This window comes from Flavobacterium alvei, assembly GCF_002920895.1.
GTDB lineage: Bacteria > Bacteroidota > Bacteroidia > Flavobacteriales > Flavobacteriaceae > Flavobacterium > Flavobacterium alvei.
Map to the genome: position 1 here is coordinate 173,679 of NZ_PQVG01000003.1, position 24,334 is coordinate 198,012.

A 24,334-nucleotide genomic window follows, 5' to 3' on the forward strand; every position below is an offset into this window, starting at 1 on the left:
TTCTCTTTGTGAACTTTGTCCTTCTTCGAGTCTTTGTGGTTAAATCACCATCAAATTACAACCCCGAATATCTGAATTATCAAAACGTCCCAATACCTCGAAAGAGTTGTTGGGATTTTTTTTACCCAAATCCTGCGTGGCAATAAAGGAGCAGGAATTGATGTTGGCCAAATCAATCACGTTGATGCCGCCTGTTTTTCCTTGTTGAACATAAGTCAACGCATCTTCAGTATCGCGAACTAGTATTTGCATCCAAGAAGGGCATTCAAACACACCATTCCCGAGGGAATACGCTTGCGACAACAATTCGGTCATACCGTATTCTGAATGAATGGCGGTGACGCCAAAACCTTCGCAAAGTTGTTGGTGCAATTCTTCTCGAATCATTTCCTTTCGTTTGCCTTTCATTCCACCCGTTTCCATAATGATGGTGTTTTGCAAATCAAATTTTTGTTTTTCAATTAAATCCAATAAAGCATAAGTCACGCCAATCAAAATCACATTTTGTCCTAAATTGTCCAGTCGAATTAATTTTTCGATGAGTTCTTCGTGGTTGTGCAGGTAAAAACCGCTTTCAGGATTATTGGTCATTTGAATTAAATCTTCGACCATATATATTAATGACGAACCTTCACGTTCCAAATAGGATGGAAGTAAAGCTAGAACTACATAATCTTCGATATTACCATAAAACTGAGAAAATCCTTTTCGATAGCTTTCTTCATATAGAAAAACATCAGTAACGAAATGTTTGCTGGTTGCCATTCCGGTTGTGCCGCTGCTGGTAAAAATGGCTTTGGCGGTATTGGTATTAGAAACTACAGTATGACTTTTGAAAAATTGAATCGGTAAAAAAGGAATTTGTTCCAACGATTTTACTTTTCGCACATCGGTTTTTAGAAAATCACAAAATTCTCTGTAAACCAAGTTGTTTTCGTATTGGAAACGAAAGGTTTTCAAGGCAATTTTTTCGAATTGCTTTTGGCTTGAAATGGCAAATATGTCGGGAGTTGGAATCAAGAATTTTTTTTGCAAAAGTAATTAAATAAAAAAAACTCCAACTTTGCAATTGGAGTTTTTAGAAATATAGTTTGAAATTAATTATTCTATAATTAATTTTTTGGTATCTGTTTTTCCTTCTTCCGTAATTTTTACTATGTAACTTCCGGCTCTCAAGCTAGAAACATTAACAGTGCTATTTGAAGTTTTAGTATTCAAAACTTGTTTTCCTAATAGATCAAAAACAGAAACTGATTTTGCTTCGCTACTGTTTGAAGTGATATATAAAGTTCCTTTAGAAACAGGATTTGGATACATATTTAAGCCAGCAATGGTGTTTTGTTTAACTCCTAAAACTTGATTAACACTTATGATAAAATTATCGATGGCATACATTCCATTGGTTCCAGAGTCGTTTGTATCTACCCATTTAATCCATAAATTGGCTCCATTTGCCCAATTCAATCCAGAAATTATATTTGCCATATTAGTGTAATTAGCTGATAAATTTCCATTGACTGCCGAATTAGTAGTGGCTAATGTTAATTTTTCGTTTAAATTTAAGGTGCTTACAGGAGTCCAAGTTCCAGTACTTAAGCTTGTAGCATCTAAACTATAATAAAAAGCAACTGTTTCATTTATGCCTGCGTTTCCTGATTCTTTCCATTGCTCCATTCTAGTTTGGATGGATATTTTTGAAACTGTACTACCGGTATTGTTTTGAAAAACGGCACCTAAGGCAGGAGTTATTGTAGCATCTGCCAATGTTCCAAAAGCTCTTTCTTCGTCTCCTATTGCACCAACATTGTAAGCATTTCCAGTACTTGCTACGCCATTTGTTACAGCCATGGATAATGTTGCTCCGTTACTAATGTTAATCGCAGTCCAACCAGGAAGGTAAGTTGTTAGAGTAGCACCCATTCCGCTGAAATCCTCAATGTAAGGAACATTTACTCCAATAAGACCGATGGGTGTTTGTCCAAAGGACAAAGAGGCCAATAAAACAAATGATAATGTGTAAAGTTTTTTCATTTGGATAAATTTAGAATTAAGATGTAAATATAGTAAGTATTTTCTTTGTAAGAAAGAAAAATCTACTTTTTTTCTTACTTATCGGTTTTTAATTAATTGCCAGTGAAACTTTTAGATGTAATTTAACGTGTGATTAAAACAAAAAAAGCCCTAATTTTCATTAGAGCTTTTAAAAGAATATGGTAAATTAATTACTCAATAATTAATTTTCTTGTATCGGTTTTTCCTTCTTCAGTAATTTTTACAATGTAAGCACCGCCTTTTAAGTTGGAAACGTTTACAGCATTGTTTGAAGTTTTAGTGTTTAAAACTTGTTTTCCTAAAATGTCATAAACCGCTACGGTTTTTGCTTCACTACTGTTTGAAGTGATGTATAAAGTACCATCAGTTACTGGATTTGGATAGATATTTAATCCAGCGATTTCGTTTTGTTTTGCGGATAAAACAAGCGTAGAAGTTGTAACATAAGCCCAAGTGCTTCCAGCTCTTACATCATCATATTCAACATTTCCAGTTCCAATTGTTGCATTTCCAGCTTGTCTTAAGCAAATACTTGCAATTGAGGCTGGAGCAGCAGTTGTTCCTGTTGCATTTGTTAGACCTGGTATAGGTTCGGTACTATCTAATGCTGGATTTACAAATAAATAAGCTGTGTTGTTTGATCTGTCATATTTAACTACTACAAAAACAGGTGTACCTGTAGGATAATCGGTTGTCAGATAAGTTGGTGTAGTTCCTGTACCGCTAGTATTTACAAGTCCAATATTAAAAGTATTTGCGGCAACACCCGTTTTAAGCATTAACCTTCCATACAATCCAGTAACAGTAGCTCCTACTTGTGCGCCAAGAGAGATTGAATAATCCCCAGTAGTTGTTAAGCCAGTAGTGTTTGGCAAGTTTAAAACCGCTGAATAGTATGCGGTAGTGGTGATTGCGGTACCAACACTTTTATTCATGTCTTCTGAGTTTCCTGCAACTAATGCGATTTTATTTCCAGTTGGTGTTAATCCTGAATAAGTTAATGAACCAGATGAGATAGTTAATTGACTTGCTGTTCCACTGTGAAGTGTCCAGCCATTTGCGCTTAATAAACCTGTTCCAGTAAAAGTGTCTGTTACTTGACCAAATGACAAAGTGCTCAATAAAATAAAAGATAAAGCGTAAAATTTTTTCATAACATTTGTTTTAAATTAGTTATACAAATATAACAATAAAATCGCTTTGTAAGAATAAAGCAATGTAAAAAAAACATTAAATTGTGAAAAAATATGAGATTCTTTTACCGAACGATAAGTTTTCGGGTTGCAGTAGATTCAGCTTCGTTGATCTTGATGATGTAAACTCCAGGAGTTAAATTAGAAATATTAAGTTCTTTTGAACTCAATGTGGTTTGAAGCACTTTTTTTCCTAAAACATCAAAGATGGTGATGTCTTTATCAAGATCATTTTTTGATGTGATATATACTTTTCCATTACTCACAGGATTAGGGTACAAGTTTAACCCTTCAATAACTGTAGTTTCTTGAAGTTTGGATTGTTGCTTACCTTCTTGAGCTGAAACGCTCAAAGTGAAGAAAAAACCCAATAAAAGAGTAATATAAAAGTAATTTTTTGCCATCATATAGATTTGGAGTTGTAAAGATATAAAAAAACATTTCAAATTTTATACCAAAATTTATAAAATTGCGTTAAAGTGGGTTTTTAAAATTGAAATTCAGAAAAGTTTGATAATAATTTGATTCTTTACTTTTCAATTTGTGATGGTGATAATTAGATTTTTAATAAAAATCTGAGACATTTTTTTGCTTCATTAGAAAATTGTATTACTTGTATTTAAAGAATTTATTAGTTGAATTTTCTAAATAAGTAAATTTTAGGGAAGGTTTAAATGAGTAAATTATTATAATTTTGTTATTCCAGTGTTATTAATTTGTTTCGGATGTATTACCAAATAGTTAACTTATAAAAAACGGTTTTACAGATGCAATTGTTTTGTTTTATATTTACCTTTACAAACCTAAAAGCAGTATTGTGCTATTATGAAAAAACGAAACACCAAGATTTTATTAGTCGATGACGAACCAGATATTTTAGAAATTGTTGGTTACAATCTCAGTCAAGAAGGCTATCAAATTTATACCGCTTCAAACGGAAAAGAGGCTGTTGCTAAAGCTAAAAAAGAAATCCCAGACCTTATTATTATGGATGTAATGATGCCAGAAATGGATGGAATGGAAGCTTGTGAAATGATTAGAAAAATTCCAGAATTGAATAATGTCATCATTACTTTTTTGACTGCCCGAAGCGAAGATTATTCCCAAGTAGCAGGTTTTGATGCGGGTGCTGATGATTACATATCCAAGCCCATAAAACCCAAAGTGCTTGTTAGTAAAGTTAAGGCATTGTTAAGAAGGTTGAAAGAGCAGGAAAAAAACAGTGAAACCCTTAATGTTGGCGGAATCGAAATCAATCGTGAAGAATATCAAATCATAAAAGAAGGCGTTGTAATTGCTTTGCCTCGAAAAGAGTTTGAATTGTTTTATTTATTAGCTTCAAAACCAGGAAAAGTTTTCAAACGTGATGAAATACTAGATAAAGTTTGGGGCAACGAAGTGGTGGTTGGCGGAAGAACAATAGATGTTCATATTCGAAAACTTCGTGAAAAAATAGGTGATGATTACTTTAAAACCATAAAAGGGGTTGGGTATAAATTTGAAGTGTAATTTTTGAGTAAATTTGCAATAACAACCAACTCAAAAAAATGAAAATAAACTTCCAAAAAACCTATAAGTTTGCCGTTATATCGGCTTTGTATATAAGTCTTTTTGCTTCTTTTTTTGCTCTTTTTTTAGCAAAAGCGATATTTAAAATTCCATTCAAAAGTTTGCTTTTGTTTGGATTTTTTTTTCTTTTCTTTGTTTATATCTTTTCCTTTATCGTATTGCAATATAGAGTCGAAAAATTCATTTACCGAAGGGTAAAAAAAATCTATGACGATATTTCTCTTTTAGAATCCAGTACTTTTATAGATCAGCCTATTACTACTGATATGGAAGCCTTGACAAGGGAAGTTAAAAAGTTTGCTACCGACAAAAAACTCGAAATAGAAATGCTTAAAGTTCGAGAAAAGTACCGAAGAGAATTTCTGGGCAATGTTTCTCACGAGTTGAAAACCCCGTTGTTTACCGTCCAAGGTTATATTTCTACACTACTTGATGGTGCGATGGAAGATAAAAATATTCGAAAAAAATATTTGAAGCGTGCCGAAAAGGGAGTCGAACGATTAATTTATATTGTCGAAGACTTAGATATGATTACCAAATTGGAAGTAGGCGATTTGAATCTCGAAATTTCAGAATTTGATGTTGTCGAATTAATTCAAAATGTTTTTGATTTATTGGAGATGAAAGCCGATAAAAAGAAGATTACCTTGGCGTTTGAGAACGATCACATTCAACCCGTTTTTGTGAAAGGGGATAAAGACAAATTGCAGCAACTTGTAGAGAATTTGATTGTCAACTCCATAAAATATGGTAATGAAGGTGGGCTAACCGAAGTGAGTATCATCAATTTGAGCAAGAAAAAAGTTTTAGTTCGAATTACAGATAATGGTGAAGGAATAGAACAACAAAATCTTCCAAGAATTTTTGAACGTTTTTATCGAGTGGATAAAAGTGGAGCTCGAACAGAAGGCGGTTCAGGATTGGGATTGGCAATTGTAAAACACATTGTCGAAGCTCATAAAGAAAAGATATATGTAGAAAGTGAATATGGAATTGGCTCAGAATTTTCTTTTACTTTGACAAAAGCTAGGCTAAATATCAAAACAAATTAAGAGATTTAATTAACAAATGGATAATCTAATTTTTGATGATTAAATAATTGAAAAACAAACAGTTGTATTTTATTTTTGATTGTACCCTTCAAGTTTTACATTAATATATCGTCAAATCATCATTAATTTATCATCAATATAATGTTATGTTAACATTAGCTTAACATTGCAATCTACCTTTGCAAAAAAATTAAATCATAAAAAATGAAAAAGATTTTATTTGCAAGTTTACTTTTTGTTTCATTTGCAACTCAAGCACAAGATGTCAAAAAAGACGAAATCAAAAAAGAAGTAGTTCGTATTTTAGATTCTATCAATTCAGTTAACAAGGAAAAGCAAGTTGATAAAGAAAAACAAGTTGCAAAAGAGAAAGCCGACAAAGAAAAAGCGGATAAAGAGGCTTGGTACAACAAATTGTCTATCCGTGGATATGTGCAAGTTCGCTACAACGGATTATTTTCTACAAATGACAAAGTATCTTGTGAACAATGTGACAAATCTTGGGGAACAACTTCAACCGCTCCAGATGCAAAATCAAACAATGGTTTTTTTATAAGAAGAGCTCGTCTTGTGTTTTCGGGGCAAGTTCATCCTAATGTATATGTTTATTTTCAACCTGATTTTGCAAGTTCACCAGGGTCAGGTGTAAATCATTTTGCCCAAATTAGAGACGCTTATGCTGATATTTCTTTTGACAAAAAAAGAGAATTCAGAGTTAGATTGGGTCAAAGTAAAATACCTTTTGGATTTGAAAATTTGCAATCAAGTCAAAATCGTTTGACTTTAGACCGTAACGACGGATTGAATAGTGCTGTGGCTAATGAACGCGATTTAGGAGCATTTTTTTACTGGGCTCCTGCTGAAATCAGAGAACGTTTTGCGATGCTTGTAAAAGAAGGATATAAAGGTTCGGGAGATTATGGTGTGTTTGCTTTTGGAGCTTATAATGGGCAAACCGCAAATAAATCAGAAGCAAATAGAAACCTACATGTAGTAACTAGAGTAACCTATCCGTTTGTTATTGGAAATCAAATAATCGAGCCAGGTTTACAAGCCTACACAGGAAAATGGGCTTTTACTAGCGAATTATCGACCGGAGTAACAACTCCAAATAAACAATACACCTTAGATCAACGAGTAGGAGCTACTTTTGTATTGTATCCAAAACCATTTGGTATCCAAACAGAGTACAACATTGGAAAAGGACCACGTTATGATAAGGTGACTAACACAGTTGATGTTTCAAGTCTTGAAGGTGGATATATTACTTTGAATTATAAATGGGATGTAAATTTAGCCAAACACCATTTTTTATATCCTTTTGCTAAATTTCAATACTATGATGGTGGAAAGAAATTTGAAAAAGACGCTAGAAGTTATGTGGTAAGAGATTATGAATTGGGTCTAGAATGGCAACCATTCAAAGCATTCGAATTAGTAGCCGAATGGGTGATTGCTGACAGAACATTCGAAGATAGTGCACTTCCAAACAACAGACAGCGTGGAAATTTATTAAGACTGCAAGCACAATTTAATTTTTAAATTTCATTCAATAAAAAAAAGAGGCTATTTCTGAAATCGGGAAATAGCCTCTTTTTTTTGACTTTGAAGATTACCCTAGTTTTTCTTTATCGTAAAACAATTGTAAAAACAACCCAAATAGTAAAGATTGAATAATACTAACATAACACAGACTTAACATTGCGATTATACATTTGTCAAAAATTAAAAACAATATCAAAAATGAATACAACTAAATTAAGAATTGCAGCCTTGTTAGTAGTCGTAATGACTATTGGATATTCGTTTACTACTTTGAGTAAAATAACGATTAAAGGTTCAGATACAATGGTTATTTTGTCCCAACAATGGGCAGAAGCTTATATGAAAAAACACCCAGGAACTACTATTCAAGTTACAGGAGGTGGATCGGGTGTTGGTTTGGCAGCCTTGCTTAACGGTTCTACGGATATAGCCAATTCAAGTCGTCCAATTAAACCTGCAGAAGTTGAAAAGTTAAAAGCAAAATACAATAAAAGCGGAATCGAAATTGCTTGTGCTAAAGATGGTTTGTCTGTTTTCTTGAACAAAGGAAATACAGTTTCTGAATTGACAATAGCACAATTAGGAGATATTTTCTCTGGAAAAATTACCAACTGGAAACAAGTAGGTGGAGCTGATGCCAAAATCCAATTGTACGGAAGAGAAAGTAGTTCAGGAACTTTCGAATTTTTCAAAGAACACGTAGTAAAAACTGATTTTTCTCCAGCTTGTCAAACTTTGCCAGGAACTGCTGCGATTGTTAATGCAGTGAAAAAAGATAAATATTCTATTGGTTACGGTGGTGCAGCTTATGCCGAAGGCGTGAAAGATTGTAAAGTAAAAAAAGATGCTAAAAGCAAAGGTGTTTTACCAACTGAAGCAACAATAAAAAACAAAACGTATCCAATTTCAAGATACTTATATATGTATTTGAAATCGAAACCAACTGGCGAAACCAAAGCATTTATTGATTGGGTTTTGAGTCCAGAAGGTCAAAAAATGATTGCTGCAGTAGGATATTTTCCAGTAAAATAATAAAACATGAAATTCCTCTCTATTCATTGGAGAGGGATTTTTTATGAATTCTTAAATCTAATAAATGAATTCTCCACTTCCAAAAGAACCCACTTTTACCAAAGAAAGTTTAAAAAAACAATTCAGACTTTCTGAATTTCTTGCTGAAAAAGTTATTTCTTCGGTAGCCTTTCTTTCGATTGCTATCATTTTCTTGATTTTTATTTTTGTTTTCAAAGAGTCGCTGCCGCTTTTTAGTGCAGCTGAAAAAGTCCAAGTTCAAACGGAAACGCAAACAATTACTGGCGCAACAGTTGAAACCTACGGAAGCGAAACTTCAACAGAAAGCGAGCCAGAAACCTATGGCGAACCAGCCGAAAGTTTAGAACCCGAAACCTACGGAACACCTACAGAAGAGTTGAATCCAGTAGCTGAAGAAAGTTCAGAACCCGAAACCTACGGAACGGTAACCGAAGATTTGAATCCCGATTCTGCTTCAGAAGAAGTAGTTGCTGTTGACGAAAAAGTTACCCAAAACAACGAAGGAGAGGATAGAACGTGGAGTACTTTTTTCACTACCGAATGGGTGCCCGTTTCCGATAATCCTCGTTTTGGATTAATTGCTTTGCTTATTGGAACTTTAAAAGTTACCTTAATTGCAATGTTGATTGCTGGTCCTTTGGCAATTTTAGCGGCAGTTTATACTTCTTGTTTTGCATCCAATAGAAGAAAAGAAATCATCAAACCGATTATCGAAATGCTAGCGGCTTTTCCGTCTGTTGTGATTGGATTTTTTGCAATGATGGTTTTGGCTACTTTTTTCCAAGATATTTTTGGCTATGATTCCAGATTGAATGCTTTTATTGGCGGCGTGGCGATGGCATTGGCTGCGATTCCAATTATTTATACCATTTCAGAAGATGCTTTATCGGCAGTTCCTAAAACCTATACCGAAGCCAGTTTGGCATTAGGAGCCAGCAAAGCTCAAACCGCTTTTTCGGTGATTTTGCCAGCAGCTACTCCGGGAATTTTTGCAGCCTTACTTTTAGGTGTAGGTCGTGTTTTTGGCGAAACAATGATTGCTTTAATGGCAACAGGAAACGCCGCTTTATTGTCGGCAAATCCATTTGAAAGTGTGCGAACTTTTGCTGCAACTATTGGTTCTGAAATGGCCGAAACAGTTTTTGGAGAAACTCATTATAGTGTGTTGTTTTTCATCGGTTCGTTGCTTTTTATTTTCTCTTTCATATTAAATGCCGTAGCGGAATTTTATGTCAAAGGAAAATTAATCAAAAAATTCCAAGGTAAATAATATGGAAAATACAATGGATATAATAGAAAATCCGTTTTCTAAATCGAATAATAACAAAGGCAAAGAAATTAAAGAAAAAGCAGTAATTGGGATTACTCAAATTGCGGTTCTTTTGATAATTGCCATCTTATTTGTTATTTTAGGAATCATTATTTACCAAGGACGCGATAAGTTTTCTTGGGAATTCATTAGTTCCTTTCCAACAGATGGAATGACTAAAGGTGGAATATTTCCAGCCTTGATTGGAACTTTTATTTTGGTTATTGTAATGTCGATTGCGGCAGTTCCTTTTGGGACAATCACAGCAATTTACTTAACAGAATACGCTCATGAAAAATCGAAATTTGCAGCAGCGGTTCGGTTTTCAATTCGAACATTGGCAGTAGTACCTTCGATCATTTTTGGACTTTTCGGATTGGGCTTTTTTATCCAATTTATGGGAAAAGGAATGGATTCGACTTTTAATGGAGGCGAATTGCATTGGGGGCAACCCAATATTCTTTGGGCGAGTTTAACAATGGCGTTATTGACTTTACCTGTGATTATAGTTTCAGTAGAAGAAGCCTTGAAAACAATTCCAAGAGAATTGCGAGAAGCGAGTTTAGCATTGGGAGCAACCAAATGGCAAACGATAAAACAAGTCGTTTTTCCGGGTTCTATTTCTGGAATTATGACAGGAACAATTCTTGCAGTGAGTAGAGGTGCTGGCGAAGTAGCCCCTATTTTATTTACAGGAGCAGCTTATTATTTGGCCACATTGCCAGGTTCTTTGAGCGACCAATTTATGAATTTGGGCTATCACGTTTATATTATGTCAACCCAATCTTCGGATGTCGAGAAAACAATGCCTATTCAATTTGCAACTACATTGGTGTTGTTGATTTTAACATTATCATTGAATTTAGTTGCAGTAGTTATTAGATCCAGAATTAGAAGAAAAGCAAAATAAAGATTGCAGATTTCAGATTAACGATTTTTGATTGCAGATTAAAAATCGTATTTTCTATCAAATAAAAATATAAAATGAGAGATATAAAAATACAGGTTAACGATTTATCTTTATACTACGGCGAAAAGAAAGCATTAAAAGAAATTTCGATGCAGATTCCTGCCAATAAGGTCACTGCTTTAATCGGGCCTTCGGGTTGTGGTAAGTCAACCTTTTTGAGATGCATTAACCGAATGAATGATTTGATTCCGAGTGTAAAAATCACCGGAGAAATGCTAGTTGAAGGCGTTGATATTTACGATAAAAATGTCGATGTGGTTAACATTCGAAAAAAAATCGGAATGGTTTTTCAAAAATCGAATCCTTTTCCGAAATCTATTTATGAAAATGTGGCTTACGGACCAAGAATTAACGGTTTGAAAGACAAAACACAATTAGACGAAATCGTTGAAACTTCTTTGCGTCAAGCTGCTATTTGGGATGAATTCAAAGACCGATTAGACGATTCGGCTTTGGGATTATCGGGAGGTCAACAACAACGTTTGTGTATTGCTAGAACATTGGCTGTAAGCCCAGATATTATTTTGATGGACGAACCAGCAAGTGCTTTGGATCCGATTTCAACTTCAAAAATTGAAGAATTGGTGCATCAATTAAAAGAAAATTACACCATTATTATTGTGACTCATAATATGCAACAAGCTGCTAGAACTAGCGATCATACCGCATTTTTTTATATGGGAGAATTGATTGAAATGGGGAAAACAAATGCTATATTTACCAAACCAGAAAAGAAACAAACCGAGGATTATATCACGGGAAGATTTGGATAATGGTTTAAATTGGTTAATCATTTAATTGTTTTAACCAATTAACTAATTGACCGATTGACCTTTTTAAACTAAAAATTGTAAGATGACACATTTTGAAATGGAATTAGAAAAACTAAAAAACGTAATTATAAAAATTGGGACTCTTGCTGTTAGCCAAGTTGGCGAATCGGTTAAAGCCCTTTTGTTTGAACCTATTGAAGGGAAAGAAGTCAAGAAAACCGAAATAAAAATTGATAAATTAGATGTGAAAATCGACGAAATTTGTCAAAGTATTTTTGCTTTGCAACAACCAGTAGCTTCTGATTTGCGTTTTATTATGGCTTCCATGCAAATAAGTAACGAGATTGAAAGAATTGGTGATTTGGCGGTGAGTGTTATAAAAAGAGCCAAAAACATTAAGGAAAAGCACGATTTAATCACAAAGTTTGAAATAGGAGATTTGGCCAAAGAAGTTGAATTGATTACTGCAAAAACTAATGAGTGCCTATCGACACTAGACGAAAAAACAATCGCCGAAATTTTAACTTTGAATAAAAATATCAAAACTAAAGGCGATGAAATAATCGACCACATTATTGATGAAATGAAATCCCATTCTAAAGTAGTGGTTTCAGGAACTAATTTGGTTATAGCATTAAAACATTTAGAGCGCATCTCAGATCATTGTTCTAATGTGGCCGAATATGTTTATTTTATGGTGAATGCTAAAATTATTAAACACGAAAAACACGATGATTTGAATATAAATTTAGATAAATAATCTAATATTTCTCTTGAAACCGCCCATTTCGCATCAAAATTATAAGATGGAAATGGGCGGTTGTATTTTTAAGATTAAACATTTCCTTTTTTCTTATCGTCTTTCCAAGTAATGTAGCCTAGAATGGCATTAAAAAAATAGAAAATATATTTTACTGTATTGGCAATATTCATTTGCAAGATATTTTGAACCATTTTGGTTAAATTATAGATTTGCCACATAAACCAATTATCGGGATACATCCTAGCCATATTAAAGGTGCCTCCAAAAGTCAATCCCGCTGGAATTGTTACTGCAAAAAACAATTTCCAATCAATCGATTTTTCAGATAAATATCTGAAGGCAATATAGTTTAATAGAAAAGAAAAAACAAAACCTAGAATTAAATTTCTATAAAAAATAAAATCTACAGAACGAAGAACTTTGCTTTTCTTCCAAGCTTTGAAAACGAGATAATTCCCAATAAAGGTTACAGGATAAGTCAAAATTGCACCAATATTCCCGAGTAAATAGTCGATAGAACCACTCAAGAAAGTATTGCAAGTAGATAAAATATTTCCAATATTATTTTTCTTGGTTACCAATCTGTTACCAATCATCGAAAGACTAGTATTTACAATTGAAAGATAACCCAAATAAAAAACATATTTCTGATGCTGAAATGTAAAATTGAAAACCGTTTTTTGGTATTCTAAAATAAAGGATGCGGTAATTACAATCACTAAACCAATGATATCCAAATAAGAACTATTGGTTATTGATTTAATCTGTTTTATTGATTTTTCGGAAAGTGAAAGTGAGTTCATCCAATTGTGTTTAGGCAAATATATAAAGATTATTATCCAAATTCCTTGCTTTTATTTCAACATCAAAAGAAAAATATTATTTTCTTGCAAAGGAAATAGTCAACTTAATGATACAAAGAGAATAGACTTGGAACTATAAGATTTACAAATAAAAACAAGAAAATTTAAAAAAAAACGTATTTAAATTTAGGGTTTTTATACTTTTTTAATTTCTCAAAAGGGACTAAATAAGTTTCTTGACAAGCTCTTATTACATGTGGAAAAGAGGGAGTAAATTCGATTCCTTTTTCAGTGTAAACCCAAGTTTCATCGCCCCACCATCTATCTAAGTCTGTCATATCACAAGAATCTTCGTCATTTTCTTTTGGTTTTACAAAATGTTGTTCGCTGTTTACAATGGCAAATAGTTTAGGTGCAAAATAGTTCTGTCTGTATTTTACCCAAGTGTCAAAATTACTTTCTTTTTCTGTTGTAACACTTTTGTCAAAAGCAATGATTTCATCTATCTCATAATTTTTGCCCGTATTCAAATCAATTAAATATCCTGTAGTTCCATTGTCAGGATAAGCTCCGCCGCAATACCAACTTGAGGATGTTTTAAAACCAAGTAAATTACTGTTTAAAAAAGTTAATTCGGTATCAAAACTTATATTTCCTCCCGTATTATATTCAAAATTTGATGAACAATTTAATTGGGCTAAAGTGTTTTTAATATGAGTTTTTTCTAAAACGGGATTAACTATATTTCTGTTTTTTTCCAAAAAAGTATCTCCTAATCTAAAAAAAAGGGCGTTACAATGTTTTTCGGTGTACCAAACAAATTCTTTGTTTTTGTAAACAGTAGTTTTTTGTTTTTTGAATTCAAGAAATTTATTTTTTATAAGATAGAATTTTTCATCTCCATAATAATCTTCTAATAAAGTTGATTTATAATTGGAAAAATCAATTTGGGAGAGTTTTACAGGAAATGATTTTCCTTGAGCATTACTCCAAGTTCCTTCAAAATTATTCTTTCCTGTTTTTGTTATAATAAATTTTTCGTAAATCGTATCTTGGTTTTTAAAAACAAGAGTAAAAACATTGCTTTTTTGTGTTCCTTCCAGATGAATATCTTTTAATGAATTTTGGTAAAAATAAACACCATTCGCATTTGGTTCTTCAGTAGCAGAGCCAAAAATATGTATCCTCATATAGATTTTACTTTTGGCTATTGTGCCTTCTAAATAGGTGTCTTCTTGACTCTGACAAAATGCAATTATGGAATGAAATATAAAAAAGAGTATAATTAATTTTTTCATTATTTTGTAATTTTAATTGCAACTGATTACTAAAAACTGCCAACTGAACACTATTTTCTAATGTGCTTCCAACCAATTTTTCCCCATTCCAATTTCAACATCTAATGGAACATCCATTTTAAAGGCATTTTCCATTTCGTGTTTAATCATCGGTTGAATTTTCTCTAATTCGCTATTATGAACATCAAACACAAGCTCATCGTGTACTTGCAGTAACATCTTCGACTTCCAGTTTTCAGAAACTAATTTTTTGTGAATATTAATCATTGCAATTTTGATGATATCGGCTGCAGATCCTTGTATTGGGGCATTTACAGCATTTCGTTCCGCGCCACTTTTCACCATCATATTAGCAGAATTGATGTCTTTCAAATAACGTCTTCTTCCCAAAACCGTTTGAACATATCCATTTTCTCTAGCAAAATCTACTTGATTCGACATATAAGATTTCAGTTTGGGATAAGTCGCATAATAAGCATCAATTAACTCGGCACTTTCTTTTCGCGAAAGCGAAGTCTGGTTGCTCAATCCAAAGGCAGAAACCCCATAAATAATCCCAAAATTCACGGTTTTGGCATTGCTACGTTGTTCTTTGGTGACTTCTTCCAAAGGCACATTGAATACTTTGGCAGCGGTCGATTTGTGAATATCTTCGTTATTTTGGAATGCTTTAATCATATTTTCTTCTCCAGACAAAGCAGCAATTATACGCAATTCTATTTGGGAATAATCAGCAGAAACTAAAGTGTAATTTTCGTCACGAGCAATAAAAGCTTTTCGAATTAATCGACCTCTTTCAGTACGAATCGGAATGTTTTGCAAGTTCGGATTATTGGAACTCAAACGTCCCGTTGCGGCCACTGTTTGCATATAATCAGTGTGAACGCGACCTGTTTTTTTATCGACTTGGTTGGGTAATGCATCAATATAAGTGCTTTGTAATTTTACCATTTGACGCCATTCGAGAATGTCGCGCACAATTTCGTTGTCGTTTGCCAAATAACTTAAAATTTCTTCTCCGGTGGCATATTGGCCGGTTTTGGTTTTCTTTTGTTTGGCTCCGCCAATTTTTAATTTGTCGAACAAAATGTCGCCGAGTTGTTTGGGTGAAGCCAAATTGAATTTTTCTCCGGCTGTTTCGTATATTTTTTGTTCCAATGCAGCACTTTCTTTTGCCATTTCAACGGACATCGATTTCAAGAAAGGAACATCTAGATTAATTCCTTCCAATTCCATTGCGGCAAGAACAGGAATTAATGGAATTTCGATTTCGTCAAACAGTTTTTTGGTTTCGGCTTTGTCGAGAATCGGACTGAAATTTTGTTTTAATTGAAAAGTAATGTCGGCATCTTCGGCGGCGTATTCTTTGATTTCTTCCAAGGCAACGTCGCGCATCGATTTTTGATTCTTACCTTTCTTTCCAATCAAATCTTCAATCGATTTTGGAGAATATTTCAAATAAGTTTCACTCAAAACATCCATATTATGACGCATATCTGGATTGATTAGATAATGCGCAATCATTGTGTCAAACAATTTTCCTTTGATTTGAACGCCATAATGTGAAAGGATTTTCAAATCATATTTGATGTTTTGACCAATTTTTTCGATGCTTTCACTTTCGAAAAACGGTTTGAATTTATCTACCAAAATTTGTGCTTCGTCTTGGTTTTCGGGAAAAGGAACATAAAATGCTTTTCCTTTTTCGAAAGAAAATGACATTCCAACCAATTCCGCATTCAAGGCATCAATTCCTGTAGTTTCGGTGTCAAAACAAACCGAAGTTTGGTTCATCAAATTTTGCAGCAATAATTTTACGGCAAAATCGCCTTGAATACTTTGGTAAAAATGTTCCGTGTTTTCTAAAGTCGCATAATGTGAACTCGATTTTTCTTCACCACTTTCTTCATCCGAAAATCCGAATAAATCAAATTGGTCTTCGTTCGATTTTTTCGCAGGAGCTTTTTTTATTGCTTCAGGTATCTCGCTAGAAGTTCCATTTCCGTTGGTGTCGATTTCGTCGTATTCTTTTCCGGTTCCAAAATATTTATCAAACTGCGCTTTCATCTGGCGAAATTCCAATTCTTGGAACAATTCGTCTGTTTTTTCAACATCGGGTTTTGATAATTCGTAGTCTTCGGCATTGAATGTCACGGGACAATCCAGTAGAATAGCGGCTAATTTTTTGGATAATAAACCCAATTCGGCATTGGCTTCAATTTTATCTTTTATGGCTCCTTTTAATTGATGTGTATTGGCCAAAAGGTTTTCCATCGTGCCATATTCTTTCAGGAATTTCTTGGCTGTTTTTTCGCCAACACCTGGTAATCCCGGAATATTATCGGCTGCGTCGCCCATCATTCCCAAGAAATCAATCACTTGTTCTGGACGGTCGATTTCGAATCGGGCTAGAACTTCGGGAATTCCCCAAATCTCGATATCGTTGCCCATTCGAGCGGGTTTGTACATAAAAATATTTTCGGAAACCAATTGGGCAAAATCCTTATCAGGAGTCACCATATAGACTTTGAAATCTTCTTTTTCGGCTTGTTTGGCTAAAGTTCCAATTAAATCATCGGCTTCAAAGCCTTTGACTTCGATAATAGGAATGTGCATCGCTTTCAATAATTCTTGAATATAAGGAACGGCAATTTTTATGGCTTCGGGAGTTTCATCGCGATGGGCTTTGTATTCTTGGTACATTTCGTAGCGATAAGTGCTTCCGCCTTTGTCAAAAGCTACTGCCAAATGGTCTGGTTTTTCTCTTTTGATTACGTCCATCAAGGCATTCATAAATCCCATAATGGCCGAAGTGTCCATTCCTTTGGAATTGATTCTTGGGTTTTTAATAAAAGCAAAATAACCGCGAAAGATTAAAGCGTAAGCATCGAGCAGGAAAAGACGTTTTTGTGACATTGAAATAAAATTTGAGGTGTAAAAGTAACGAAAGTTTAAAACTTTTTGGGTTGTTTATTTTTGAACTTTGTGTTTAAAGCCCTTTTGCTTTTTGAAATGAGTTGACATAAAGAGATTTGTAGTCCCTTTTTAGTTTAAGAAGTGCTTTTTTGATACTGTTTTAGTTAAAATTGAATTAATGCCGAGTAATGAAACGAAGCAGTTATTTACATTTGCTAAAAAATACCCAAAATGATATCTCGTTTATTACTATTTTTATTTATTATTTTACTAATTGAATTTTATTCTTTTCAAGTTGTTAGAACTATGACTAATACTAGGTGGATGTTAATCGCCTATTTGTTGCTTTCTGTTGCTGTTATTGGTTTTATTGTCTATCAGTTTTTAAATTTTGATAGAAGTGTAGGGCAAACTCAAATGACAATGATGACTTTAGGGCTTTTGTTAGTAGTTTTCTTGCCCAAAATACTTTTAACATTTGTTTTGTTTTTAGAAGATATTTACAGATTTTCATCAGGAACCATTAGTCATTTTATTGGCGATACTAAAAACAGTTCTTTCTTGCCTGAGCGTAGAAAATTTGTGAGTCAAATGGCATTGGCGTTGGCAGCTATCCCCTTCAGCTCTTTGATTTACGGAATGACTTTAGGGAAATACAACTACAAAGTAATCAAACAACAAGTTTTTTTTCCTGATTTGCCCGATGCTTTTGATGGTTTTACCATTACTCAAATATCCGATGTGCATAGCGGAAGTTTTGATAATCCCGATAAAATAAATTACGCCATTGACTTAATCAACGAGCAAAATTCGGATATGATTTTGTTTACAGGCGATATTGTCAATACCGATGCCAAGGAAATGCATCCTTGGATTGAGACATTCAAGAGGATTAAGGAACATCAATACGGAAAATATTCAGTGCTAGGGAATCACGATTATGGAGAATATGTGACTTGGCCAACTGAAGCAGCTAAAAATGATAATTTTCAAGCGATCAAAAATTTATACGGACAAATAGATTTTAAATTGTTGCTGAATGAACACCAATTCATTCAAAAAGGATCGGATAAAATTGCTTTGGTTGGTGTTGAAAATTGGGGAGTTAAGTTTAAAAAAGCAGGTGATTTGAACAAAGCTTCCAAAGGCTTGGCTAAAGAGGATTTTAAAATTTTGATGAGTCACGATCCGAGTCATTGGGATGCCGAGATTAATCAACACCCAAAAGATTTTCATTTAACGCTTTCTGGGCACACACATGGTTTGCAATTTGGAATAGAAATACCAGGGTTTTTTAAATGGAGTCCTGCAGAATATGTCTATAAACAATGGGCTGGTTTGTTTGAAACCGAAGGGAAATATATTTATGTGAATCGAGGTTTCGGATTTCACGCCTATCCTGGTAGAGTAGGGATTATGCCTGAAATTACAGTAATTCAACTAAAAAAAGGTAAGAATGTAGCATAATTCGTTTAAAATGCTACATTTGTATTATATTTATCTCTTTTCAATAGATTTAGAAAATTAAATTCGTTGGTTTTATGTCAAAATTTGGAGAACTTATAAGTGCGCAAGTTCCTGTGTTAATTGATTTTTACACAGATTGGAATGAATCATCAGTTTCGATGCATCCAGTAATTCGAGATGTTGCCGCAGCTCTTGGAGACAAGGCAAAAGTTATTAAAATTGATGTGGATAAAAATCAAGAGCTTGCTGAAGCCTTGCGAATCAAGGGTCTTCCTACGTTGATGATTTACAAAGGAGGCCAGATGATTTGGAGACAATCAGGAGAATTAGATGCTAATACTATTATTGGCTTGGTTCAAGATTATCTTTAATTGAAAGCAAGAACAATTTATTTAATTGCCTCAAAAACGAATCCCTTTTCATTCAAAATTTCCAGAGCTTTTGGCAAAGTATATTCCAAATTTGGAAATGCTTTTAAACTGTCGTGAAATACGATTATACTTCCTGATTGAACATTTTTGACTACATTTTCCAAACATTTTTCTTTGGTAATTGTTGCGTCATAATCGGCACTCAAAACATCCCACATAATTATTTGGTAGCCTAATTGTTTAAGTTTTTTTGCCTGAGAGGCTTTGATTTTGCCGTAAGGAGGACGAAATAGATTGCAGATCGTTTCACAGAGACGAGAATTTTCTAAATAATCGTCAGTCGAAGTTTTCCAACCATTCAAATGATTGAAAGTGTGATTCCCAATAGAATGTCCCTTGGAGATTAACTTTTCGAAAATTTCTGGATGTTTTTTGATGTTATTCCCAATGCAAAAAAAAGTAGCTTTGGCATTGTGTTTTTCTAATTCTTCAAGAACCCATTGGGTTATTTCTGGTGTTGGTCCATCGTCAAAAGTGAGGTATATTTTATTTTCAGTATTAGGAATATCCCAAACATAATTGCTGAATAGCTTTTTAATAAAACGATTTGTTTTGACCCAATAGAAATTCATTATTCAGTTTTTATTAGATGAAAAAAAATGCAGCGTTATTTTTCAATAAGGCTACATTTTGATTTCAATTTTTAAAAATAGTTATTCTCTGTCTCGACCAAAACGTTCAAACATTTTGATATAGGTGTTGAATACTGGTCGGCTTTTGTTGTACAATTGGATGTCGCCACTTTCTTTCATTACGTGCAATAGACTTCTGTAACGTTCGATGTCTGTAATGATGTCAATAGCTAAATCAACTTGGTCAGAAGAGCTTAAAGTACCGTAATAATTTAAGTTTTCGTTATATTTTCCAATCAATTTTCCAAGAAGTTGTTGTGCTTTTTCTTTTTCACCTATTTGGTAATATCCTTTTGCGAATGGTTCTACCATTGAATAATAACCAAATTTTTCGACAGGCATTTTTGTTAAAGACAAGTTGATTATATTTTTGGCTTTATCCAATTTTCCTTCGGCAATTAGTTTGTCCATTAGTCTAGATAAGACAGAACGATAAGAAATGCTGTTTTTTCGAGTTTCAGGGTCGTGATAAATGTCTCCATTGCTATTGCCCCAATCCCATTTCATTACAATTCCATACATTTTATCAGCATCAAGACCACCCATATCCATAGGATTTGTGTCTTTGTCAACTTTGGTTTTTATAGGGACTAATTTGTAAATCATTCCTTCTAATTGGAGGTAGTTTTTCATCCACAAATAATCTTCATCCTCAAATGCACCTGGGCTAAAATAAATAGGTCTTTTCCAATTGTTGTTAGCTACAAGGTCAAGCATCATCAAACGATTTTTGTATAAGGCATTTCCTTTGATGTCGATGTCGATGTAGGGAACAATAGAATCATTGAATTTCGCATCCACCACTTTGTTCTGAATTATATTGTTTTTATCAACTGGAATCCTGATTTTGTTTGTTGGATAGAAATGAATAGTTTGTCCATTTTGCATTTCAACGGTTGACTTTGGATGTTTAATAAAATTGATAAAATCTTTGATTTCCCATCGGCTTTCTACTTTTTGAATATGAGCTACATAATCAAGTTTGTCTCCAACATATTCGTCGTGATTAAATGAAATTGGCAACGGATTCGATTCGTATGTTTTGCTTTTCATTTGATCAATATACCAGTCTGTCATAAACAGACTTGTATTTACAATTTTGACATCGGTTCGGATGTGTTCAATTTCTTGTGCATACCAAAGCGGGAACGTATCGTTGTCACCTATGGTAAATAAAATAGCATTTGGATCGCATGATTCTAGATATGCTTTGGCCAATGCTGTTGCAGTATATTTCCCAGAACGGTCGTGGTCGTCCCAGTTTTGAAATGCCATAAGAGCAGGAACTGCTAGTAAACTTGCACCAATAATAATGGGTCCAGCAATTTTTGGAGCTAAATATTTTTGAATACTTTCATATAATGAATAGACTCCAAAGCCTATCCAAATGGCAAAAACATAAAACGATCCAACTAGTGCATAATCTCTTTCGCGAGGTTCAAAAGGTCTTTCGTTGAGGTAAATTTTTAGAGCAAGTCCCATAAATAGGAATAAAACTAATAGTACATAAAAGCTTTTTCGATCTCTACTAGCGTGATACATTATTCCTATTAGACCTAAAATTAGGGGTAAAAAGAAATAAACATTGCGTCCTTTGTTATTTAACACATCCGACGGCAAGTTTTGTTGGGTTCCCAAATGCAATTCGTCAATAAAAGTAATGCCGCTTAGCCAGTTTCCGTCCTGATAATCGTATCTTCCTTGAATGTCGTTTTGGCGTCCAACAAAATTCCACATCAAATATCTGAAATACATATAGCCAAATTGATATTCAGCCATAAATCTCAAATTATCAAATGTCGAGGGTTTCTCTACAATTAAATAATCGCTGTAGGTTCTTAAGAATTTGACATAGTCGTCATTGTCAAGTTGTTTTTGAGCATAAGCTTTTCTGAATTCAACAACCGTTTTTTCGATTTCATTTCTTAACTGTGCTGTTGCTTTTGCTAAATCTTCTTCCGAAAGTTGGTTGGGGTCAACGCCATATTTTGGCAAATCCTGTTCGTAAGCATAATCAGGATTTAGTTTAAATTCAGGAGGATTTGTAAAACTAATGTAGCTTGTAATATTCTCACCACTCCATAATCTAGGCAAAAAGGTTTTTTGATTGTCATCGCTATTTTGTTCAGCATTTTTGAAATTATTTACAATAACATATTTGCCTGTTTTATAATCTCTTTCATAATTGGGAGCCTTGTCTAAATAAGGATTGTTTTCGTCTAAACCTGCAAAAGCTTCAGTATATTGTGGGCCATAAAACAAGGGGTTTGAACCGTATTGTTCTCTATTATAATAAGCCAAAACTTCACGCGCATCCGATGGTTTGTTCTCGTTAATTACTGTATTGGCATTAGCACGAATAGGCAGCATCATCCAAGTCGAAAATCCGATTAGGATAAAAAGAATGCACAATATAAGAGTGTTGTATTTTATTAGACCTTTAGCTCGAGTGTATTTTAAGCTAAAATAAAAGAACGCAATAAGGAGTAAAACCACGAAAATAGTTCCTGAGTCAAATGGCATTCCTAATTCGTTGACCATAAAAACCTCAGTTTTACCAAAAAATGCCATTGTTAAAGGCAATAATAACTTGAAAATAAATAATAAAACAGCTACAACAACGATATTGGCAATAATAAAATTTTTGACTGTAACCTCTTTATAGTGTTTGAAATAATATAGAAAACCTATAGCAGGAATAGTTAATAATGCCATAAAATGAACTCCAAATGTAAGCCCAACCACTAGCGAAATGACTAACAACCATTTATTTCCTTTTGGAGAATCCATATCTTGTTCCCAACGCAAACCCAGCCAAAAAAGCAAGGCGATGAATAAGGATGCCATTGCATAAACTTCAGCTTCGACTGCACTTGCCCAAAAACTATCGGAAAAAGTAAAGGCCAATGCACCAACAAAGGAACTGCCAAGAATGGCAATAGCATTGTTTTTATTGATTTCTGAATATTGCGAAATTATTTTTTTCAAAATCATCGATGAAGACCAGCACATAAACAAAATCGTGAAAGCACTTGAAAACACAGACATCATATTTACCATTAAAGCAATATGTTTGTCATCCATCGCAAACATAGCAAAAAAGGCACCCATCATTTGAAACAAAGGAGCTCCAGGAGGATGTCCCACTTGAAGTTTTGCAGACGTAGCAATGTATTCGCCACAATCCCAAAAACTCATCGTTGGTTCAACAGTAAGTGTATAGGTGATTAATGCAATTGCAAATGCGCACCAACCCGTAATTGTATTCCATTTGTTGAAATTAAATGTTGTCATATTTTGTAAGCAAAAAATTAATTATTTTTCAGATACAAAGAAAATGTTTTTTTATTGAAACATACGTGCATTAACAAAAAATTCCCAAAAAACAGATTCAACAAATTTCTCTTTTGGGTAATATGTGTTTAAGGGCGTTAAAATCAATTAAAAAATAATTAAAATAAAATTGGTTAAAAATTTGTAGAAATTAAATTTTGTATTAAATTTGCACTCGCTTAACAGCAATGGAATTGGTCTATGGTGTAATGGTAACACAACTGTTTTTGGTGCAGTCTTTCAAGGTTCGAGTCCTTGTAGACCAACAAAAAACCTCTCAAATTTTTGAGAGGTTTTTTTATGCTTAATTGTCAACGAGTTAACTTTGGGATTTAAATTTTGAAAGTTATAACGGGTTTTATGGCGTGATTAATTAAGTCTTCACTAATACTTCCGTTATAAAAATGCGCCAATCCTGTTCGACCATGAGTACACATACCAATTAAATCGGCATTTACACTTTTTGCAAAATTAATAATTCCATTTTCGATATTTGTGTCGTTATAGATGTGAGTGGAGTAATTTTCGATATCGAAATGAGCGATAAAATCATTCATGTTTTTTTCGGTAGCGCTCGTGGTTTTAAAACTGGAAGGCGTACAAATGGTTACTAAAAATAATTTTGAATCGAAAAGTTTTGCAAATTCAAGCATTTTTCGGAATGGTTTTCGAGTTTCTTTTAAAAAATCGGAAGCAAAAACAAAGTTGCTTGCTTTAAACTCTTTCACACCTTTTTTGATTACCAAAACTGGAATTTCTGAATATCGAACTATTTTTTCAGTATTAGAACCTACTAATAATTCATTAAATCCCGATGTTCCGTGAGACCCCATTACAATTAAATCGACATCGTTTTTTATACTTGCATCAACAACTCCTTCATCGACCTTTTTGAATTCGATAGATTCAAGCACTTCAATTCCTTGCAAAAAAGGAGAGTCCATTAATACTTCAAGCTTTTCAATAGCTTTGTTTTTAAAAAATACTATCTCAGGAATACTATTAACATTTCCGAAAGCATCACTTGATTGATGTGGTAATTCTAAAAGGTGTAAAAGGATAATTTTGAAATTGTTTTTTCGGGCAATTTGAGCGGCTACTTTTAGAGCTTCAATTGAATATTCCGAGAAATCTACAGGTACTAAAATCCGTTTCATAATAAAAAGTGTTTAGAT

At 33.6% G+C, this 24,334-nt stretch carries 20 protein-coding genes and 1 tRNA gene; 11 read left to right on the forward strand and 10 right to left on the reverse strand.

The window, feature by feature from the left end:
• Positions 1-39: 39 nt before the first annotated feature.
• From C3L50_RS06105 to C3L50_RS06120, 4 genes are all read right to left on the reverse strand, one after another.
• Positions 40-1,020, reverse strand: coding sequence for a LuxE/PaaK family acyltransferase (locus C3L50_RS06105; protein WP_103805549.1), 981 nt, complete (start codon positions 1,018-1,020; stop codon positions 40-42).
• A gap of 81 nt (positions 1,021-1,101) precedes the next feature.
• Entirely contained in the window at positions 1,102-2,031 is a 930-nt protein-coding gene (locus C3L50_RS06110) for a T9SS type A sorting domain-containing protein (protein ID WP_103805279.1), read from the reverse strand.
• A gap of 191 nt (positions 2,032-2,222) precedes the next feature.
• On the reverse strand, positions 2,223-3,206 hold the full coding sequence (locus C3L50_RS06115; protein WP_103805280.1) for a T9SS type A sorting domain-containing protein: 984 nt from the start codon (positions 3,204-3,206) through the stop codon (positions 2,223-2,225).
• A 104-nt stretch (positions 3,207-3,310) separates the two neighbouring features.
• Entirely contained in the window at positions 3,311-3,649 is a 339-nt protein-coding gene (locus tag C3L50_RS06120) for a T9SS type A sorting domain-containing protein (protein WP_103805550.1), read from the reverse strand.
• Between the two features lie 421 nt (positions 3,650-4,070).
• On the opposite strand from C3L50_RS06120, the gene C3L50_RS06125 reads away from it, so the two are divergent.
• The 8 genes from C3L50_RS06125 (at position 4,071) to phoU (ending at position 12,276) form a co-directional block, all read left to right on the forward strand.
• Entirely contained in the window at positions 4,071-4,754 is a 684-nt protein-coding gene (locus tag C3L50_RS06125; protein WP_103805281.1) for a response regulator transcription factor, read from the forward strand.
• A gap of 38 nt (positions 4,755-4,792) precedes the next feature.
• The gene (locus C3L50_RS06130) at positions 4,793-5,866 is read left to right on the forward strand and encodes a sensor histidine kinase (protein WP_103805282.1); all 1,074 of its coding nucleotides are present in this window, start codon (positions 4,793-4,795) and stop codon (positions 5,864-5,866) included.
• A 204-nt stretch (positions 5,867-6,070) separates the two neighbouring features.
• A complete protein-coding gene (locus C3L50_RS06135; RefSeq protein WP_103805283.1) occupies positions 6,071-7,408 on the forward strand; it encodes a porin in 1,338 nt (445 codons plus the stop codon).
• Positions 7,409-7,609: 201 nt separating this feature from the next.
• Positions 7,610-8,443: a PstS family phosphate ABC transporter substrate-binding protein gene (locus C3L50_RS06140; RefSeq protein ID WP_103805284.1), complete on the forward strand. Its 834-nt coding sequence runs from the start codon at positions 7,610-7,612 to the stop codon at positions 8,441-8,443.
• 64 nt (positions 8,444-8,507) lie between these two features.
• Positions 8,508-9,734, forward strand: a complete 1,227-nt coding sequence (pstC, locus tag C3L50_RS06145) for a phosphate ABC transporter permease subunit PstC (protein ID WP_103805285.1) — start codon at positions 8,508-8,510, stop codon at positions 9,732-9,734.
• Between the two features lies 1 nt (position 9,735).
• Positions 9,736-10,683, forward strand: a complete 948-nt coding sequence (pstA, locus tag C3L50_RS06150; RefSeq protein ID WP_243400347.1) for a phosphate ABC transporter permease PstA — start codon at positions 9,736-9,738, stop codon at positions 10,681-10,683.
• 74 nt (positions 10,684-10,757) lie between these two features.
• Positions 10,758-11,516, forward strand: coding sequence for a phosphate ABC transporter ATP-binding protein PstB (gene pstB / locus C3L50_RS06155; RefSeq protein WP_103805286.1), 759 nt, complete (start codon positions 10,758-10,760; stop codon positions 11,514-11,516).
• 82 nt (positions 11,517-11,598) lie between these two features.
• Positions 11,599-12,276, forward strand: coding sequence for a phosphate signaling complex protein PhoU (phoU, locus tag C3L50_RS06160; protein ID WP_103805287.1), 678 nt, complete (start codon positions 11,599-11,601; stop codon positions 12,274-12,276).
• 74 nt (positions 12,277-12,350) lie between these two features.
• Here the strand turns inward: phoU and C3L50_RS06165 are convergent, their stop codons facing one another.
• From C3L50_RS06165 to polA, 3 genes are all read right to left on the reverse strand, one after another.
• Entirely contained in the window at positions 12,351-13,082 is a 732-nt protein-coding gene (locus tag C3L50_RS06165) for a nicotinamide mononucleotide transporter family protein (protein ID WP_103805288.1), read from the reverse strand.
• A 164-nt stretch (positions 13,083-13,246) separates the two neighbouring features.
• Positions 13,247-14,380, reverse strand: a complete 1,134-nt coding sequence (locus C3L50_RS06170) for a hypothetical protein (RefSeq protein WP_103805289.1) — start codon at positions 14,378-14,380, stop codon at positions 13,247-13,249.
• A 57-nt stretch (positions 14,381-14,437) separates the two neighbouring features.
• Complete coding sequence (polA, locus tag C3L50_RS06175; RefSeq protein ID WP_103805290.1) at positions 14,438-17,296, reverse strand: DNA polymerase I; 2,859 nt, start codon at positions 17,294-17,296, stop codon at positions 14,438-14,440.
• 231 nt (positions 17,297-17,527) lie between these two features.
• Between polA and C3L50_RS06180 the strand changes: the two genes are divergently transcribed.
• The gene (locus C3L50_RS06180; protein WP_103805291.1) at positions 17,528-18,763 is read left to right on the forward strand and encodes a metallophosphoesterase; all 1,236 of its coding nucleotides are present in this window, start codon (positions 17,528-17,530) and stop codon (positions 18,761-18,763) included.
• 74 nt (positions 18,764-18,837) lie between these two features.
• A complete protein-coding gene (locus tag C3L50_RS06185; protein ID WP_103805292.1) occupies positions 18,838-19,134 on the forward strand; it encodes a thioredoxin family protein in 297 nt (98 codons plus the stop codon).
• A 17-nt stretch (positions 19,135-19,151) separates the two neighbouring features.
• Here the strand turns inward: C3L50_RS06185 and C3L50_RS06190 are convergent, their stop codons facing one another.
• Both C3L50_RS06190 and C3L50_RS06195 read right to left on the reverse strand, forming a co-directional pair.
• Positions 19,152-19,766 (reverse strand): polysaccharide deacetylase family protein, encoded by a 615-nt coding sequence (locus tag C3L50_RS06190; protein ID WP_103805293.1) that lies wholly within the window; start codon positions 19,764-19,766, stop codon positions 19,152-19,154.
• A gap of 81 nt (positions 19,767-19,847) precedes the next feature.
• Entirely contained in the window at positions 19,848-23,120 is a 3,273-nt protein-coding gene (locus C3L50_RS06195; RefSeq protein WP_103805294.1) for a glycosyltransferase family 117 protein, read from the reverse strand.
• A gap of 234 nt (positions 23,121-23,354) precedes the next feature.
• On the opposite strand from C3L50_RS06195, the gene C3L50_RS06200 reads away from it, so the two are divergent.
• A tRNA-Gln gene (locus C3L50_RS06200) sits at positions 23,355-23,425 on the forward strand.
• Positions 23,426-23,491: 66 nt separating this feature from the next.
• Here C3L50_RS06200 and C3L50_RS06205 read toward each other — a convergent pair.
• Positions 23,492-24,316 (reverse strand): universal stress protein, encoded by an 825-nt coding sequence (locus tag C3L50_RS06205; RefSeq protein WP_103805295.1) that lies wholly within the window; start codon positions 24,314-24,316, stop codon positions 23,492-23,494.
• Positions 24,317-24,334 lie beyond the last annotated feature (18 nt).

Excerpts from the sequence above, each read along its gene's own strand:
- C3L50_RS06110 (WP_103805279.1), bottom strand. The coding sequence starts at position 2,031 with ATGAAAAAACTTTACACATTATCATTTGTTTTATTGGCCTCTTTGTCC.
- C3L50_RS06115 (WP_103805280.1), bottom strand. The coding sequence starts at position 3,206 with ATGAAAAAATTTTACGCTTTATCTTTTATTTTATTGAGCACTTTGTCA.
- C3L50_RS06120 (WP_103805550.1), bottom strand. The coding sequence starts at position 3,649 with ATGGCAAAAAATTACTTTTATATTACTCTTTTATTGGGTTTTTTCTTC.
- C3L50_RS06125 (WP_103805281.1), top strand. The coding sequence starts at position 4,071 with ATGAAAAAACGAAACACCAAGATTTTATTAGTCGATGACGAACCAGAT.
- C3L50_RS06130 (WP_103805282.1), top strand. The coding sequence starts at position 4,793 with ATGAAAATAAACTTCCAAAAAACCTATAAGTTTGCCGTTATATCGGCT.
- C3L50_RS06135 (WP_103805283.1), top strand. The coding sequence starts at position 6,071 with ATGAAAAAGATTTTATTTGCAAGTTTACTTTTTGTTTCATTTGCAACT.
- C3L50_RS06140 (WP_103805284.1), top strand. The coding sequence starts at position 7,610 with ATGAATACAACTAAATTAAGAATTGCAGCCTTGTTAGTAGTCGTAATG.
- pstC (WP_103805285.1), top strand. The coding sequence starts at position 8,508 with ATGAATTCTCCACTTCCAAAAGAACCCACTTTTACCAAAGAAAGTTTA.
- pstA (WP_243400347.1), top strand. The coding sequence starts at position 9,736 with ATGGAAAATACAATGGATATAATAGAAAATCCGTTTTCTAAATCGAAT.
- pstB (WP_103805286.1), top strand. The coding sequence starts at position 10,758 with ATGAGAGATATAAAAATACAGGTTAACGATTTATCTTTATACTACGGC.
- phoU (WP_103805287.1), top strand. The coding sequence starts at position 11,599 with ATGACACATTTTGAAATGGAATTAGAAAAACTAAAAAACGTAATTATA.
- C3L50_RS06165 (WP_103805288.1), bottom strand. The coding sequence starts at position 13,082 with ATGAACTCACTTTCACTTTCCGAAAAATCAATAAAACAGATTAAATCA.
- C3L50_RS06170 (WP_103805289.1), bottom strand. The coding sequence starts at position 14,380 with ATGAAAAAATTAATTATACTCTTTTTTATATTTCATTCCATAATTGCA.
- polA (WP_103805290.1), bottom strand. The coding sequence starts at position 17,296 with ATGTCACAAAAACGTCTTTTCCTGCTCGATGCTTACGCTTTAATCTTT.
- C3L50_RS06180 (WP_103805291.1), top strand. The coding sequence starts at position 17,528 with ATGATATCTCGTTTATTACTATTTTTATTTATTATTTTACTAATTGAA.
- C3L50_RS06185 (WP_103805292.1), top strand. The coding sequence starts at position 18,838 with ATGTCAAAATTTGGAGAACTTATAAGTGCGCAAGTTCCTGTGTTAATT.
- C3L50_RS06190 (WP_103805293.1), bottom strand. The coding sequence starts at position 19,766 with ATGAATTTCTATTGGGTCAAAACAAATCGTTTTATTAAAAAGCTATTC.
- C3L50_RS06195 (WP_103805294.1), bottom strand. The coding sequence starts at position 23,120 with ATGACAACATTTAATTTCAACAAATGGAATACAATTACGGGTTGGTGC.
- C3L50_RS06205 (WP_103805295.1), bottom strand. The coding sequence starts at position 24,316 with ATGAAACGGATTTTAGTACCTGTAGATTTCTCGGAATATTCAATTGAA.